The organism is Streptomyces sp. NPDC047853 (genome assembly GCF_043204535.1).
Taxonomy (GTDB): domain Bacteria; phylum Actinomycetota; class Actinomycetes; order Streptomycetales; family Streptomycetaceae; genus Streptomyces.
Window position 1 is genome coordinate 1 of the sequence record NZ_JBIDCI010000003.1, and the last position, 14580, is coordinate 14580.

Consider the following 14580-nt stretch of genomic DNA (forward strand, 5'->3'; position numbering starts at 1 on the left):
GTTGATAGGCCGGATCTGGAAGCACCGCAAGGTGTGGAGGTGACCGGTACTAATAGGCCGAGGGCTTGTCCTCAGTTGCTCGCGTCCACTGTGTTGGTTCTGAAACCACGAACAACCCCATGTGCCACACATGGTGCGGTTGTCAGTTTCATAGTGTTTCGGTGGTCATAGCGTTAGGGAAACGCCCGGTTACATTCCGAACCCGGAAGCTAAGCCTTTCAGCGCCGATGGTACTGCAGGGGGGACCCTGTGGGAGAGTAGGACGCCGCCGAACAATTATTGCGAGAAGACCCCGCACCGGGAACGGTGCGGGGTTTTCTGCGTTCAGCCCCTTTTTTGCGCTGGCTCAGGTCGGTGTCACTAGTTTCGTGTCGTAGGCGAGGATCACCGCTTGTACGCGGTCGCGTGAGCCCGTCTTGGCGAGGATGCGGCCCACGTGGGTCTTCACCGTCGACTCCGCGAGATGCAGGCGCTCGGCTATCTCCGTGTTGGTCCAGCCCTGACCCATGACTCTGAGGATCTCGTTCTCGCGGTCGGTGAGAGCGGCCAGACGCGGGTCGGGGGCGCCGTCCGGGGACGTGGACGCCGGCAGGTGGTGGACGTAGGCGTCGAGCAGACGGCGCGTCAGGCTCGGAGCCACCACGGCGTCGCCCGTCGCCACCGCTCGGACACCGGAGAGCAGCTCCTCCGGCTGGGCGTCCTTGACCAGGAAACCCGAGGCACCCGCGCGCAGCCCGGCGTAGGCGTACTCGTCGAGGTCGAAGGTCGTGAGGATGAGGACCCGGGTGCGCCCGCCGGCGGCGATGATGCGGCGGGTCGCCTCGATACCGTCCAGGCCCGGCATGCGGACGTCCATGAGGACGACGTCAGGGTGGAGTGCGGCGGTCATCCGGGTGGCCTCGGCACCGTTCGCGGCTTCCCCCACGACCGTCATGTCGTCCTGACTCTCCAGCAGCATCCGGAAACCGAAACGCTGGAGTGGCTGGTCGTCGGCTATGAGGACGGTGGTCACTGGGCGGATTCCTCCGGGAGACGCAGGTGGACGCGCCAGCCCCGCTCGGGGCGTGGCCGCGGGCCGGCCTCCAGTGTGCCGCCGTACAGGGAGGTGCGCTCGCGCATTCCGGGCAGGCCCCGGCCTTCCGACGCGGCGGGGGACGGGCCACCGTGTCCGGTGTCCGTGATGGTGAGGGCGACGGCGCAACCGGCCTCGTAGGAGAGGTCGACGTGGGCGGTGGCGTCGGGACCGGCGTGTTTGAGGGTGTTGGTGAGGGCTTCCTGGATGACGCGGTAGACCGTGAGCTGGCGGCCCTCGGGGAGGGTGGCCCGGCCCTGGACGGTGGTACGGACGGGGAGCCCGGCTCCGCGTACGCCGGTGAGGAGTCGGTCGAGGTCGGTGAGGGCGGGCTGGGGGGCCAGCTCCGCCCGGGAACCTGCCCGGTCCTCGTCGCGCAGGACGTCCAGCAGGCGGCGCAGCTCGCCCAGCGCCTGGCGGCTGGTGGTGGCGATGGACTCCAGGGCCTGGGTGGCGCGCTCGGGGGACTTGGCGGCGGCGTAGCGGCCACCGTCGGCGAGGCCGGTGATGACGGAGAGGTTGTGGCCGATGATGTCGTGCATCTCCCGGGCGATGCGGGCGCGTTCGGCCGCGGCGGCGAGCCGGAGCTGCTGGTCGCGCTCGGTTTCCAGACGGCGGGCGCGGTCCTCCAGGACCTCGGTGTAGTCGCGGCGCGTGCGGACCGTGACCCCGATGAGCACCGCCACGCCGATGGACAGGAGGTGCGAGCCGAGCTGTTGGTTCCAGGAGCCCGCGTCGTCGCCGTAGCGGAGCGCCGTGACGCAGACCGGAGCCGTCACCAGGGCCACGGCCCACCAGAGGGTGCGCAGCGGCAGCCGCAGCGCGATGTGGTGGACGAGGAGCAGCTGGAGCAGCGCCGCCTGCAGGGCGGCGCCGGACCAGCTGCTGAGCAGCGCCGCGGGCATCGTCGCCAGGAGGGCGGCCCGCGGGTGGCCGCGGCGCCAGAACAGGGGGACGGTGAGGGCGAGGCTCAGGGCGAGGACCAGGCCGGCGGGCACGTCGGCGTCATGGGCGACGTTTCGCCAGCCGCCGGCGGCGTCGATCAGGGCGGCCACTACCCAGAAGCCGGTGAGGAGGAGGTCCCACACGAGGGGCCGACGCCGGTCGAAGGCGCGTACCCGGCGGGTGACGCGGTGCACGTACTCGGTGAGGGGCTCCGCCGCGCGGCCCTGCGGCGGTGATTTCACGGGCTCCATCCGACCATGGTCGGGGCTGCGGAGACGAGGGGCGTCCGTCCCGGGGCCGGTATATCGGGTGAGCGTCGTAGTACCCGGGTATTACGGTGGCCCGCATGAGTGCCTCGGTCCCCGGTGACTACGTGATCCGCTCCATACGCGCCGACGAGTGGCCCGCCGTGAAGGAGCTGCGGCTGCGCGCGCTGCGCGACCCGCTGGCCCACCTCGCGTATCTGGAGACGTACGACGACGCCGTCGCGCGGCCGGACTCCTACTGGCGGGAGCGGGCGGCCCAGGCGGCCGACGGAGCGGCGGGGGCGCGGCAGTTCGTCGCCGAGGTGCCCGGCGGGATGTGGCTGGGCACGCTGACCGTGCTGGTGGAGGACGCCGGGACGACGGACTGGGCCGGGTTCCCGGTGGAGCGTCGGCAGGGGCATGTGGTGGGGGTGTTCGTGCGTCCCGAGTGGCGGGGGAGCGGGCTGACCAAGGCGCTGTTCGACGCGGGGCTGGAATGGGCGTGGGCGAACGGCCTGGAGCGGATGCGGCTCATCGTGCACCCGGACAACGAGCGTGCCCAGGGCGCCTACCGGAAGGCGGGGTTCGTGCCGAGCGGGCGGACGGTGCCGTTGGTGGGCCCGGGCCCCGGAGAGGACGAGCTGGAGTTCGTGCTCGAGCGCTAGACGGGCAGTTCGTCGTGCGGCCAGCGGGCGCGGCCCTGTTCGCGGGAGCGGAGCAGGGCCAGGGTCGGCATGCCGCGGTCCGCGCCGGCGGCCAGCAGCTCCGGGAGCTGGGGGAGCGGAGCGACGGCCGCGACGTCGTCCAGGACGAGCGTCAGTGGTGGGTCGAGGCGACCGGAGGATGACCGTTCGGCCATGCGCCGGCCGCGCTCGACCACGCTGGAGACGAGCGCCGTCAGCAGCGGCATCGCGCCCGGGCTCGTACGGGGGTCTTCGATGGATTCACCCACCACGTAAAGCGTTCCCTGTTCGTGGACGAAGGAATCCAGGGCGAGGGCATCAGTTCGGTTCGGGGTGCAGGCCTCACGGATGTTGACCGTCGAGAGGGCGGCCAGGGCCCGGGCGGTCAGCTGCTGGGCCATGTCCCGCCGTTCGGGGTGGGCGGTGAGGGCGCCCTCCAGCTCGCCCGCGGCACCGGCCGCGGCCTTGGGGTTGGTACGGAGGATGCGGACGGCGTCCTGGACCTGGAGACCCTGGGACCAGCGGTGGACGTGGCGGACGGTGCGGCCGTCCACGGCGGCGGCGTGGAGGTAGCTGCGCAGGAGCAACTCGGCGGTGTCGCCGACCGCCTGGTCGAGCCGGGCGGTGGGGCGGACGGGGGCGAGGAGGGCGGCCGCCCTGGTCGTGGCCGTCGGCCTGTCCTCGCAGCCGGTGGTCGGGGACCAGTGGAGGCGGGCCGGGGTGTCGCAGAGGTGGCTCGGGTCGTAGAGGTGGCAGGGCCCGAGCTTCGCGCGGGCGTCCTTGGTCTCCGCCCAGAGGGCCGGGCCGGAGGTGATGACGAGGGCGGCGCCTTCCGCTTCGCGCAGGGCGTTCGCGGCGGTCGAGAGACGGGTGTCGGGGGGACCGTAGTGCACCGCGGTCTCGGGACGGTGTGCCTCCCAACCGCCGCTCCGCCCGCCGCCGGGCGGTACGGGGAGGGGCTCCTCCTCCGGGGGCGCCTCCTGCCGGGGCGCGCGCGGGGTCGGTACCTCGTGCACCGGTACGGGCGCCTGCTGCCCCGTTTGCTCCGGCTCGGGCGCCGCCTCCGGCGTACGCTCCGGCTCCCGCGCCGCCTTCGGCGCCACCACGGGCGTGCGCTTCTGGAGGGCCGCCGCCCGCGCCTCGGTGCGCCGTTGCCGGCGGACCGCACGCCACCGTGCCACCGTGCCCATCACGAACACGGTGAGGACGACCAGCACCATCAGCTGGCCGATGAACAGGCCCCAGAACAGGCCGTACCCGGACAGGGCCGTCTCCGGGGCGTCCGGCCAGGCACCGGCGATGTCGTGGGGCTCGGCGACGAGGTGGCGCATGGCCGGCGGGGTGCCGCCGAAGGTGACCCCCGCGGGCCAGGAGCCGTGGGCGAGCAGGGCGGCGAGGCCCGTCGCCGTCCACACCAGCAGCGCCATGCAGAGGATGAAGGCGAGTGTGCCGAGCAGCAGGCCGTCCGGGATGCCGCCGTCCCGCCGTCGGTCGTCCGGTCTCATCCGTTCCGTCCTCCCCCTCCGCCTACGCCACCGTCGATTCGGACGAGTCGCCGATGTGCTGCTCCACGAAGGCCGCCGCCCGTTCCTCGGCCTCCAGTTCGGCGGCGCGCAGGGCGTCGTCGTTGAAGTCGGAGGAGGACTCGGTCATCGCGCGGTCGGTGAAGACCAGGGGGCGTTCGGTCTCGGTGATCAGGTGCTTGACCACCTGCACGTTGCCGTTGACGTCCCACACCGCGATGCCGGGGGTGAGGGTGGGGATGATCTCCACCGCCCAGCGGGGCAGGCCGAGGACGCGTCCGGTGGCGCGTGCCTCGTCGGCCTTCTGGGCGTAGATGGTCCGGGTGGAGGCCATCTTCAGGATCGCCGCGGCCTCTTTCGCCGCGGCTCCGTCGACGACGTCCGACAGGTGGTGGACCACCGCCACGAACGACAGGCCGAGGCGCCGCCCGAACTTGAGCAGCCGCTGGAACAGCTGCGCCACGAAGGGGCTGTTGATGATGTGCCAGGCCTCCTCGACCAGGAAGATGCGCTTCTTCCGGTCGGGGCGGATCCAGGTGTGCTCCAGCCACACGCCGACGATGGCCATCAGGATCGGCATGGCGATGGAGTTGCGGTCGATGTGGGACAGGTCGAAGACGATGAGGGGCGCGTCGAGGTCGATGCCGACCGTGGTCGGGCCGTCGAACATGCCGCGCAGGTCACCGTCGACGAGGCGGTCGAGGACCAGCGCCACGTCCAGGCCCCAGGCCCGTACGTCGTCTATGGCGACGTTCATCGCCTCGGCGGACTCCGGCTCGGGGTGGCGGAGCTGCTCGACGATGTCGGTGAGGACCGGCTGGCGTTCGACGATGGTCTCGTTGACGTAGGCGTGCGCGACCTTGAGCGCGAAGCCGGAGCGCTCGTCGAGGCCGTGGCCCATCGCGACCTCGATGATCGTGCGGAGCAGGGCCAGCTGCCCGGTCGTCGTGATCGCCGGGTCGAGGGGGTTGAGCCGGATGCCCTGGTCGAGTGCCGCCATCGGGTCCAGCCGGATCGGAGTTATGCCCAGCTGTTGCGCGATGAGGTTCCATTCACCAGCCCCGTCCTCGCCCTGGGCGTCCAGGACGACGACCTGGCGGTCGCGGAAGCGGAGCTGGCGCAGGACGTACGTCTTCTCCAGCGCCGACTTGCCGTTGCCGGACTCGCCGAGGACCAGCCAGTGCGGGGCGGGGAGCTGCTGGCCGTACAGCTGGAAGGGGTCGTAGATGTAGCCCTTGCCTGAGTAGACCTCACGGCCGATGATCACGCCGGAGTCGCCGAGGCCCGGCGCGGCGGTGGGCAGGTAGACGGCCTGGGCCTGGCCCGTGGAGGTGCGGACCGGGAGGCGGGTCGTCTCCACCTTCCCGAAGAGGAAGGACGTGAAGGCGTCGGTGAGGACGGTCAGCGGGTCCCGCATCAGGCTCAGCCCCTACCTTCGGATGCCGGTGGCGAACGGAAGTGTGTTCACGAAGGCGCGATGGTGCTCACGGTCGCACCACTCCAGTTTCAGGTACGACTTTCCGGCCGAGGCCCTTATCGTCCGCTTGTCGCGGGCGAGTGCCTCGGGGGAGCGGGAGGACACGGTGATGTAGCCGACCAGGTTGACGCCGGCCGCGCCGCTGGCGAGGTCCTCGCCGCGCTGGTCCAGGCGGCCGTGGGCGGCGATGTCGCGGGGGTCGACGGTGCGGTTCATCTTGGCGGCGCGGGAGGCCTCGGCCTCGTCGTTGGTCTTCTCGGTCAGCATGCGCTCGATGGCGACCTCGGTGGGTTCGAGGTCCATCGTGACGGCGACCGTACGGATGACGTCCGGGGTGTGGACGAGCAGCGGTGCGAGGAAGTTCACGCCGACCGGGGTCATCGGCCACTCCTTGACCCAGGCGGTGGCGTGGCACCAGGGGGCGCGGGTGGAGGACTCGCGGGTCTTGGCCTGGAGGTAGGTGGGCTCCATGGCGTCCAGCTCGGCCGGCCAGGCGTTGCGCTTGGTCATCGCCTGGATGTGGTCGATGGGGTGGTCCGGGTCGTACATGGCGTGGATGAGGGAGGCGAGCCGGCCCTGGCCGAGCGGCTGGCGCACGCGGATGTCCGCCTCCTGGAGGCGGGAGCAGATGTCGGTCAGCTCGCGCGCCATCACGACGGCGAGGCCCGCGTCCCGGTCCAGCTTGCGCCCGTTCTGCGGCCGGGCGGCGCGGGCCATGGCGTTGGCCTCGGCCGCCAGCTCCCGGGTGTAGTGCATGCAGGCGATGAGGTAGGCGCGGTGCTGCTCGCTGCTGGTGGACACCATCGACTGGAGCTGGTCGTACGACTGCTGGAGCCACGGCAGCGCCCTGTCGTCGCCGCGCTGGGCGACGTCCTTGGCGTGCGCGTCGGGGTCGGCCGGGAGGGTGCGGGCGAGCATCTGGATGCGGGTGACGAAGCCGTCGCCGTTGGCCACGTGCTTGAGCAGGGTGCCGAAGCGGTCGACGAGGGCTTCCTGGTCCTCGGAGTCGCGCAGGCCGACGCCGGGGCCCTCGATCTCGATGGCGGCGGTCACCGTCTTGCGGTCGGCGTGCAGCAGGACGGCGATCTCGTCGGGGCCGAAGGGCGCGGCCAGCCAGGTGATGCGGCCGATGCCGGGCGGCGGGCCGACCTCGATCTCCCGCCCGTCGAGCCGGGTGCCGGCCTCGACGGCGCCGGAGCGGTAGGTGGTGCCCCTGCGCAGCGTCCGCTTGTAGCTGCGGTTGATCTCGAACCACTTGTAGAACGTGCGGTGCTTGTACGGCACGTAGACGGCCGCCAGCCCGAGCATGGGGAAGCCGACGAGCAGCACGATGCGCAGGGTCAGGACGGGGACGAGGAGCCCGCACATCATGCCGAGGAACGCGCCGACGACGATCAGCGCGATCTCACCGGTCTCGCGGTTGCGGCCGACGATCGCGTTCGGCCGGGCGCGGCCGATCAGATACGTGCGGCGGGGCGTGACCGGATGGGACACGTGGGACTCGGTCGTCAACGCCCGTCACCTCCTGTGCTCTTGGTGCTGCTGTTGCGGGTGTTGCTGGCGTGGGGCGTGTTCACCGGGCTGCCGGAGCGCGGTGCGGGTGCGGCGGAGGGGACATTTCCGCCGCCGCCGCTCGAGGGGCGTGAGCTGTGCGCGGCGACTCCGCCGGAGGCGGGGTTCGAGGGACGGGCCGCGGAGGAGGACGCGGACTGGCCGCCTCCGCCGTCCCCGTTGTGTCGGGTGCTGTGGGTCCTGATGCCCTGGGCGACCAGGTTCGCCGGGGAGCTGATCACGGCCGCGGCCTTGCCCTCGGCGCCCTGCATGATGCGGTTGTTGCGGGAGCCGGCGATCTCGTCGCCGAAGCCGGGGACGAAGCGGTAGATCATCGCGGACGCGAAGATGGCGAGCAGGATGATCGCGAGGCCGGAGACGACGGCGGAGAAGGCGTCGGGTCCGTCGTCGGCGGAGAGCGCCCCGGCGAGGCCCAGGACGATGACGATGACGGGCTTGACCAGGATCACGGCGATCATGATGCCCGCCCAGCGGCGGACGTGGCCCCACAGGTTCTTGTCGACCAGGCCGGCGTAGACGACGGTGCCGAGGAGGGCGCCGACGTAGAGCAGGGCGGCGCGGATGACCAGTTCCAGCCAGAGGACGCCGGCGGCGAGGATCGACACCAGGGAGACGACGATCAGCATGATCGGGCCGCCGCCGATGTCCTCGCCCTTCTTCAGGGCGCCGGAGAACGTCCCGAAGAAGGTGTCCGTCTGGTCGCCGGTCGTGTTGGCGAGGACGTCCGTGACGCCGTCCGTCGCGGAGACGACCGTGTAGAGGATCAGCGGCGTGAACGCCGAGGCCAGGACGGTGAGCCAGAGGAACCCGATGGCCTCGGAGAGCGCGGTGGTGAGGGGGACGCCGCGCACGGCACGCTTCGCCACGGCGAGGAGCCACAGGACGAGCGTGAGGATCGTCGACGCCGCGAAGACGACGGCGTACTGCTGGAGGAACTTCGGGTTGGTGAAGTCGACGTCGGCCGTGTCCTGGACGGCGGCGCTGAGCTTGTCGACGGTCCAGGAGGCGGCGTCGGCACAGCCCTTGGCGAGGGAGGAGAGGGGGTCGAGGGTGCTGGTGACACTGGGGGCGCCACCGCCACCGGAGCCGGCGCTGGGTTCGCCGTTCTCGCAGTACTCCTTGGCGGGGCCGACGATGAGGTCGCAGTTGTCTTCCGACGGGGTCGGTGACGGTGTGGGTGCTGCGGCGGCGCGCGTCGCCAGGAGCACCACGGTGGCCTGTACGGCGGTGAGGGCCGCGGCAGCCGTGAGTACGCGGCGCGGGTTAACGGGCATAGGTGAACCCTCCGTACTCCTGGACGGCCTTGGACATCTCGTCGGCGGAGGAGGCCCTGTTGTCCCCGGGGACCGGCGCGGGGCCGTCCTTTTGGGAGAAGGCCTCGACCTTCCAGTCGCCGTCCACCCAGCGCAGCTGCAACGTCATGGTGAACCAGTCGCTGCTCACGGGGCTGGTGGTCTTCTCGCCCGTCGTACCGAACACGCCGGTGCACCAGACGTCGACGCTCGCGGCGGTGTCGGAGTACTGCGTCGTCTTCGTACCGATCGGCATGGTGCGTGAGACGTAGGTGTTGCCCGCCGTGGCGTCGCCGTTCGTGTCCAGGCCGATGTTGGCGAGGAACTCCTTGCTGTACGCCCGGTTGAACTGGTCCTCCAGTGCGGCCTGCTTGTCGGCCACGAAGACCTGCCGGACGATCTCCGCTCTCCGGGCGGGCTTGAGGATGTCGGCGGAGACCAGAGTGACCGCGTAATTCGCCGCCGCGCTCTGCGCCCCCTGGTCGTCGTGGGCGAAGCCGGACTGGACCGGGGTGGTGCCGGTCGGGGCCGTCGCGGAGGTCTTCGGCTTGTCGGCGGCCTCGTCGGAGGCGCCGGAATCGCCCCCTCCACGGTTCGCGAAGGCGATCGCGGCGATGAGGAGGACGACGACGCCGACCACCGTGACCAGGCTCCGGGACGAGGAGCGGCCGCCGCGCCGGGGGGTGCCGTAGCCGTCGGCGTCCCCGTCGGGCAGTCGGGTCCGGGTCTGGCCGGTGCCGCCGTAACCGCCGGAGGACTGGTGGTCGTCTCCGAGACTCATGCCGCGTACTCCCCCTCGACGTCGTGCCTGCCGTAGAAGTACGACGGTAGCCGTGCTGGTTCCCGCGCGGGCGCGGTGTGGTGACTCGACATCAGGGAAACGCAACCTCAGCCGGTTGGCACGACGGGCGGGTGGGGTGGAGGGGGAACGGGAGGACGGATGCGCGCCGGGCTACACGGCCATCCCGTACACGATGGTGAAGAGCGTGCCGAGCGAGCCGATGATGAAAACGCCCGTCAGCCCCGCCACGATCAGGCCCTTGCCCTGCTCCGCACTGAAGGTGTCCCGCAGCGCGGTGGCACCGATGCGCTGCTTGGCGGCGCCCCAGATGGCGATGCCGAGACAGAGCAGGATGGCGACGGCCATGACGACCTGGACCATCGTCTTCGCCTCGGCGCCCAGCGCACCGAAGGGGCCCCAGTCCGGAGCGATCCCCCCGATGATGGTGTTGATGTCTCCCTCGTCGGCCGCAAAGAGCATGTAAGTCACCGCCCCTGTTGGGTAGTTCCGCACCCTCTGCGGACGTGCAGAGGTCAGGCCTCATTGTCGCCGACAACGGCGCCGGGAGATGTCGACTTGGCGTCATTGATTGGCGGGTTTCGTACGAATAGCTTGCCACCGCCCCACGCCGACTGCTCAGGCGGGCACGGGACGGTGTACGAAGTGCCCTATCGTCACTCTGTGTATCACAGCAGGTCACGCCGGGCAACGAGGCCTGAGCGAAACCTGTCGGCCGGTTCGGTCGTTAGGCCCTTTCGCGTCTCGGTGGCGGATCCTGACGGGTGGTCGGGTGAACAGGCGCGTTCCTGTTCGCCCGGTGACAGCCGCCGCACCGTGAGTGGCCTCTACACTGGCGTCGCCATGAGTCCTGGACGGCGAGGGGCGGTTAACGGTGCGTAAGGCTTGGATCGCGGGGACCGTGGTCGTCGGTTCCGGCCTGTCGTTCGTGATGCTGCTCGTCGTGGGCGTCTACCTCGTCGCCGGAGACCTCGCGGGCGGCGCCGGCGGGGGGACGAAGAGGCTCGCCAAGGGGTCGGTGCCCGCCGCCTACCAGCCGCTCGTGCAGAAGTGGGGCAACCTCTGCCCCGCCATCAACCCGGCGCTGCTCGCCGCCCAGCTCTACCAGGAGAGCGGGTTCAACCCCAGGGCGCAGAGCCACGCGGCGGCGCAGGGCATAGCGCAGTTCATCCCCGGCACGTGGGCCGCCCACGGGGTCGACGGGGACGGGGACGGCGACCGGGACGTGTGGGACCCGAACGACGCCATTCCGTCCGCGGCGTCCTACGACTGCTCCCTCGCGTCGTACGTGAAGGACGTGCCCGGGAACCTGACCGAAAACATGCTGGCCTCCTACAACGCGGGGGCCTACGCGGTGATCAAGTACCAGGGTGTCCCGCCGTACAAGGAGACCCAGAACTACGTCAAGGTGATCACGACCCTGGAGAAGAGCTTCGCCGCGCCCGAGACCCGGGTCGATCCCTCCGAGCAGGCCGCCGGGGCCATCGCCTACGCGCAGGAGAAGCTCGGCACGCTCTATCTGTGGGGCGGTAACGGGACGGCCGAGCAGGGTGGGCGTTTCGACTGCTCGGGGCTGACCAAGGCGGCGTACGAGAGTGTGGGGATCAAGCTGCCGCGGGTCGCCAACGACCAGTACAACGCGGGGCCGCATCCGAGTCGGGAGGAGCTGCTCCCCGGGGACCTGGTGTTCTTCTCGGACGACCTCACCAACTCCCGGGCGATCCGGCACGTGGGGATGTACGTCGGCGGCGGGTACATGATCAACGCACCGCGGACAGGGGCCGTGATCCGGTTCGACCCGATCGACACTCCGGACTATTTCGGGGCCACCCGCGTGACCGAGGATGGCGCGAAAGCGCTGCCCACGACGGTGTGAATGCCATGGTTTGGACGGAGCGTGAACCCCAGCCCTGAGCTGCGACGACGTGTTTCTCTTCGATAACGTCTGCGTGATCATTCAGTGGAGTGTGGAACGTATCAACGGGGACCGTGCGTTCCTGTTGACGTGTAGGTGTGCGGCGACGGACGGAGCCGGCGGATCTACGACCACGGGGGTGGCGGAAAGAGGCGTGCGCTCGGTGCGCCGGAGGACATGACGAAGGGGCCGCAGCACCATGGCTGGACTCGCCGAATCCGGGTCGAACCCCGACGTCGAGCTGCTCTACGACATCAATGGCCTGGCCAAGGACGCACCGCACTGGTTCGACCGGGTCATGGAGTTCGTGGGCGAGTACGGACTGCTGTTCGCGATCGTGCTGCTGGTGGTGTGGTGCTGGTGGTCCGTGCGGCGGCGCGGTGGCGAGGACGCGGCCTCCAGCGTGGCGGCCCTGGTCTGGGCCCCGCTCGCGGCCGGCGTCGCGGTCCTCGTCAACGTGCCGATACGGGGTTTCGTGGAGCGGCCACGGCCGTTCAAGACCCATGACGGCCTGGAGGTGCTCATCGAGGGGAAGAACGACTTCTCCTTCGTGAGCGACCACGCGACGCTCGTCATGGCGCTCGCCGTCGCGCTGTTCGTCGCCAACCGCAAGTTCGGGCTCGTGGCGATCGTGCTCGCCGTGTTCGGCGGGTTCGCCCGGGTCTACATGGGCGTGCACTACCCGACGGACGTCATCGGGGGCTTCGCCCTCGGTACGGCGGTCGCGCTGCTGCTGTCGCCGGTCGCCATGGCGCTGCTGACGCCGCTGACCCGGGCCGTCGAGCGGTCGCCCCGGGTGGGATGGCTGGTCAGCGCGCGGGGGCGAGGCGGTGCCGCCGGGCAGGGCGCCGTGATCCCGGGGGCGCGCAAGGAGGGTGCCGAGGCGGGGGAGCGGGATCTCGCCGCCTAGGGCTCGAGGGGAGTGCGCGGGCGCCCGGTGCGCCTGCGAGTGGGTGAGGACGCGGTCCCGGCCGTACTGGCGCTCGAGTGTCGCCAGGGAGCCGGGGCCGCGTCGTTCTGTCGGACGGGCGCCGGTCAGGCCGGGGTGTGGAGTCTGGCGTCCGTGCGGGCCTGGCTTCTCGCCCTGCGGGCCGGGCCCCGCCAGCCGCAGGTGCAGCGGGCCAGGCAGAAGGGGCCCTGTTCGACCGTCGTCGTGAGGTGTTCCGGGACTTCCTGAGGAGCTTCGAGACCGTCCTGCTGCGCCACGCCGACAACGTTACCGGGGTCGCCCGCCCCTCGTTAACCGGGACGGCAGGGGTCCGGAACGGGCGGGACGGCTGGGGCAGGTGGCGATGGTCGGGTGGCGGAGGGCACGGGAGCGGCGGCTGGGACGGGCCGGCGGTCCGCTCGTCCTCGCCGGGGGCCTGGTCTGCGCGTGCCTCGCCGGCAGCGCGTGCTCCGGACAGGGGGCCGCCGCCCCGGGGCCGGGCGCCGGTGATCCGGTCGCCGTGCTGCACGGGACCGCGGACCGCCTGGTGGCCGCCGGGAGCGCCAAGACGCGGACCGCGATGGAGATGGCCAGCGGCGGGACCCGGGTGACCATCCGGGGCGAGGGCGTGTACGACTTCACGCGGCGGCTCGGGCGGCTGAAGGTGCGGCTGCCGCAGGACCCGGCCGGCACGAGCGGGCGACGGCCGATCACCGAACTGCTCGCGCCGGGCGCCCTCTACATGAAGAACCGGGGGGCCGGTGTGCCCGACGACAAGTGGGTGCGGGTGGACACCGCCTCGCTGACCGACGGGAACCTGGTGACCGGTGGGGCGACGGACCCCCTCGCCGCCGCCGAGGTGCTGCGGGGGACGCGGACGGCGACGTTCGTGGGGCGCACGGAGGTCGCGGGGACCGCCGTGCGGCACTACCGGGGCACCGCCGATCTCGCGCGGGCGTCGCGGGCCGCGTCGGAGGGCAACCGGAAGGCGCTGGCCGCGGCGGCCGAGGGGTTCGCGACCGCCGAGGTGCCGTTCGACGCGTACCTCGACGACGAGGGCCGGATCCGCAAGCTCCGGCACCGCTTCAGCTTCTCCAACGGGCGCGACGAGGGCGAGGTGGCCGTCGCCTCGACGACGCTGCTCTACGATTTCGGCGCCGCCGTCCGCGTACGGCTGCCCGAGGACGGCGACATCTACGCGGGCCGGATCGGAGCGGAGCCCGGCGGGGTGCCGGGTGGCGGCGCCGGTGAGGGGACGGACGGCAAGAACTAGCCCTTCCGTGCCATGCGCGGTGTGTAGGCCGCTCCCTACTCTAGGAAGTCGGTGACGGCAGAGACGAGGTGACGGCGTGGCTCCGGTCGGCGGTACGGCGGTTCAGGACCACGTGGCCCTCGCCGAGATCGAGCTGTGCGGGGAGCTGATCATCGCGGCGTCGGCCGCCCGGGAGCGGCTCAGCCTGGAGAGCATCGACGAAGTGCTGCGCGTGGCCGAGGAACGGCGCTCCGACCCGTAGGCGCCGGGCCGCCCGGCTCGGGGGCGGGTCAGGTGCGCAGGAGGCGGCCGATCGCCTTCGTCGCCTCTTCCACCTTCGCGTCGATCTCGGCGCCGCCCTTGACGGCCGCGTCGGCGACGCAGTGACGCAGGTGCTCCTCGAGGAGCTGCAGCGCGAAGGACTGCAGGGCCTTGGTGGAGGCGGAGACCTGGGTGAGTATGTCGATGCAGTAGACATCCTCGTCGACCATGCGCTGCAGGCCGCGGATCTGGCCCTCGATGCGGCGCAGGCGCTTGAGGTGCTCGTCCTTCTGGTGGTGGTAGCCGTGCACACCGCGGTCGTGGTCGGTCACCACGTCCGTCGCCGTCCCGTCCGTCCCCGTCCCGTCCGTTCCTTCCGGCACCACCGCGTCCACGGCGGGGGAGGGCGCACCTGCGCCGGCCTCTGTGGTCGTCATCGCGTCCTCCTGTGGGAGATGAGGGGGCGGGGCGGGTGGAGTGCACCGACATCGAGCCGATAGCGGACATATACCCCTGGCGGGTATATGGTAACGAACTTTGCGGGGTAGAGGGCCCTTCGCGGAACCCGGCTGCGGCCCCTGGCGTCGCCCCCCTGCTCATCACTCTGCCTGATGGG

Annotated in this window: 15 protein-coding genes and 1 rRNA gene; 6 read left to right on the plus strand and 10 right to left on the minus strand. The window is 71.2% G+C overall.

The window, feature by feature from the left end; all coding sequences use genetic code 11:
* Nucleotides 1-157 precede the first annotated feature (157 nt).
* Nucleotides 158-274 (plus strand): 5S ribosomal RNA (gene rrf, locus ACGF5T_RS06820).
* Nucleotides 275-346: 72 nt separating this feature from the next.
* Here the strand turns inward: rrf and ACGF5T_RS06825 are convergent.
* Both ACGF5T_RS06825 and ACGF5T_RS06830 read right to left on the minus strand, forming a co-directional pair.
* A complete protein-coding gene (locus tag ACGF5T_RS06825) occupies nucleotides 347-1012 on the minus strand; it encodes a response regulator transcription factor (RefSeq protein ID WP_366769100.1) in 666 nt (221 codons plus the stop codon).
* Nucleotides 1009-2268 (minus strand): histidine kinase, encoded by a 1260-nt coding sequence (locus ACGF5T_RS06830; protein WP_366769101.1) that lies wholly within the window; start codon nucleotides 2266-2268, stop codon nucleotides 1009-1011. The genes ACGF5T_RS06825 and ACGF5T_RS06830 overlap by 4 nt, the downstream gene beginning before the upstream one ends.
* A gap of 95 nt (nucleotides 2269-2363) precedes the next feature.
* Between ACGF5T_RS06830 and ACGF5T_RS06835 the strand changes: the two genes are divergently transcribed.
* Nucleotides 2364-2927, plus strand: coding sequence for a GNAT family N-acetyltransferase (locus ACGF5T_RS06835; RefSeq protein WP_366769102.1), 564 nt, complete (start codon nucleotides 2364-2366; stop codon nucleotides 2925-2927).
* Here the strand turns inward: ACGF5T_RS06835 and ACGF5T_RS06840 are convergent.
* The 6 genes from ACGF5T_RS06840 to ACGF5T_RS06865 all read right to left on the minus strand — a co-directional run bounded on the left by ACGF5T_RS06840 (nucleotide 2924) and on the right by ACGF5T_RS06865 (nucleotide 10070).
* Nucleotides 2924-4450: a TraM recognition domain-containing protein gene (locus ACGF5T_RS06840; RefSeq protein ID WP_356608689.1), complete on the minus strand. Its 1527-nt coding sequence runs from the start codon at nucleotides 4448-4450 to the stop codon at nucleotides 2924-2926. The two genes, ACGF5T_RS06835 and ACGF5T_RS06840, sit on opposite strands and share 4 nt — an antisense overlap.
* Nucleotides 4451-4472: 22 nt before the next feature.
* A complete protein-coding gene (locus ACGF5T_RS06845; protein WP_356608687.1) occupies nucleotides 4473-5885 on the minus strand; it encodes an ATP-binding protein in 1413 nt (470 codons plus the stop codon).
* 12 nt (nucleotides 5886-5897) lie between these two features.
* On the minus strand, nucleotides 5898-7457 hold the full coding sequence (locus tag ACGF5T_RS06850; RefSeq protein ID WP_356608685.1) for an SCO6880 family protein: 1560 nt from the start codon (nucleotides 7455-7457) through the stop codon (nucleotides 5898-5900).
* Nucleotides 7454-8791 carry a hypothetical protein gene (locus ACGF5T_RS06855; RefSeq protein WP_366769103.1) on the minus strand — a complete coding sequence of 446 codons (1338 nt, stop codon included), beginning with the start codon at nucleotides 8789-8791 and terminating at the stop codon, nucleotides 7454-7456. Before ACGF5T_RS06855 ends, ACGF5T_RS06850 begins: the two co-directional genes overlap by 4 nt.
* Nucleotides 8781-9590: a hypothetical protein gene (locus tag ACGF5T_RS06860; protein WP_366769104.1), complete on the minus strand. Its 810-nt coding sequence runs from the start codon at nucleotides 9588-9590 to the stop codon at nucleotides 8781-8783. Before ACGF5T_RS06860 ends, ACGF5T_RS06855 begins: the two co-directional genes overlap by 11 nt.
* Nucleotides 9591-9761: 171 nt before the next feature.
* The gene (locus ACGF5T_RS06865; RefSeq protein WP_356608680.1) at nucleotides 9762-10070 is read right to left on the minus strand and encodes a hypothetical protein; all 309 of its coding nucleotides are present in this window, start codon (nucleotides 10068-10070) and stop codon (nucleotides 9762-9764) included.
* Between the two features lie 412 nt (nucleotides 10071-10482).
* On the opposite strand from ACGF5T_RS06865, the gene ACGF5T_RS06870 reads away from it, so the two are divergent.
* On the plus strand, nucleotides 10483-11484 hold the full coding sequence (locus ACGF5T_RS06870) for a bifunctional lytic transglycosylase/C40 family peptidase (protein WP_366769105.1): 1002 nt from the start codon (nucleotides 10483-10485) through the stop codon (nucleotides 11482-11484).
* A gap of 238 nt (nucleotides 11485-11722) precedes the next feature.
* The gene (locus ACGF5T_RS06875; RefSeq protein ID WP_356608676.1) at nucleotides 11723-12433 is read left to right on the plus strand and encodes a phosphatase PAP2 family protein; all 711 of its coding nucleotides are present in this window, start codon (nucleotides 11723-11725) and stop codon (nucleotides 12431-12433) included.
* A gap of 125 nt (nucleotides 12434-12558) precedes the next feature.
* Here ACGF5T_RS06875 and ACGF5T_RS06880 read toward each other — a convergent pair whose 3' ends face one another.
* The gene (locus ACGF5T_RS06880) at nucleotides 12559-12729 is read right to left on the minus strand and encodes a hypothetical protein (protein ID WP_361019579.1); all 171 of its coding nucleotides are present in this window, start codon (nucleotides 12727-12729) and stop codon (nucleotides 12559-12561) included.
* 86 nt (nucleotides 12730-12815) lie between these two features.
* On the opposite strand from ACGF5T_RS06880, the gene ACGF5T_RS06885 reads away from it, so the two are divergent.
* Together ACGF5T_RS06885 and ACGF5T_RS06890 are read left to right on the plus strand one after the other, a co-directional pair.
* Nucleotides 12816-13724 (plus strand): hypothetical protein, encoded by a 909-nt coding sequence (locus ACGF5T_RS06885; RefSeq protein ID WP_366769106.1) that lies wholly within the window; start codon nucleotides 12816-12818, stop codon nucleotides 13722-13724.
* 76 nt (nucleotides 13725-13800) lie between these two features.
* Nucleotides 13801-13965, plus strand: a complete 165-nt coding sequence (locus tag ACGF5T_RS06890) for a hypothetical protein (RefSeq protein ID WP_356608670.1) — start codon at nucleotides 13801-13803, stop codon at nucleotides 13963-13965.
* A gap of 28 nt (nucleotides 13966-13993) precedes the next feature.
* On the opposite strand, the gene ACGF5T_RS06895 is transcribed toward ACGF5T_RS06890, so the two are convergent.
* Nucleotides 13994-14401 carry a metal-sensitive transcriptional regulator gene (locus ACGF5T_RS06895; RefSeq protein WP_356608668.1) on the minus strand — a complete coding sequence of 136 codons (408 nt, stop codon included), beginning with the start codon at nucleotides 14399-14401 and terminating at the stop codon, nucleotides 13994-13996.
* Nucleotides 14402-14580: the final 179 nt, after the last annotated feature.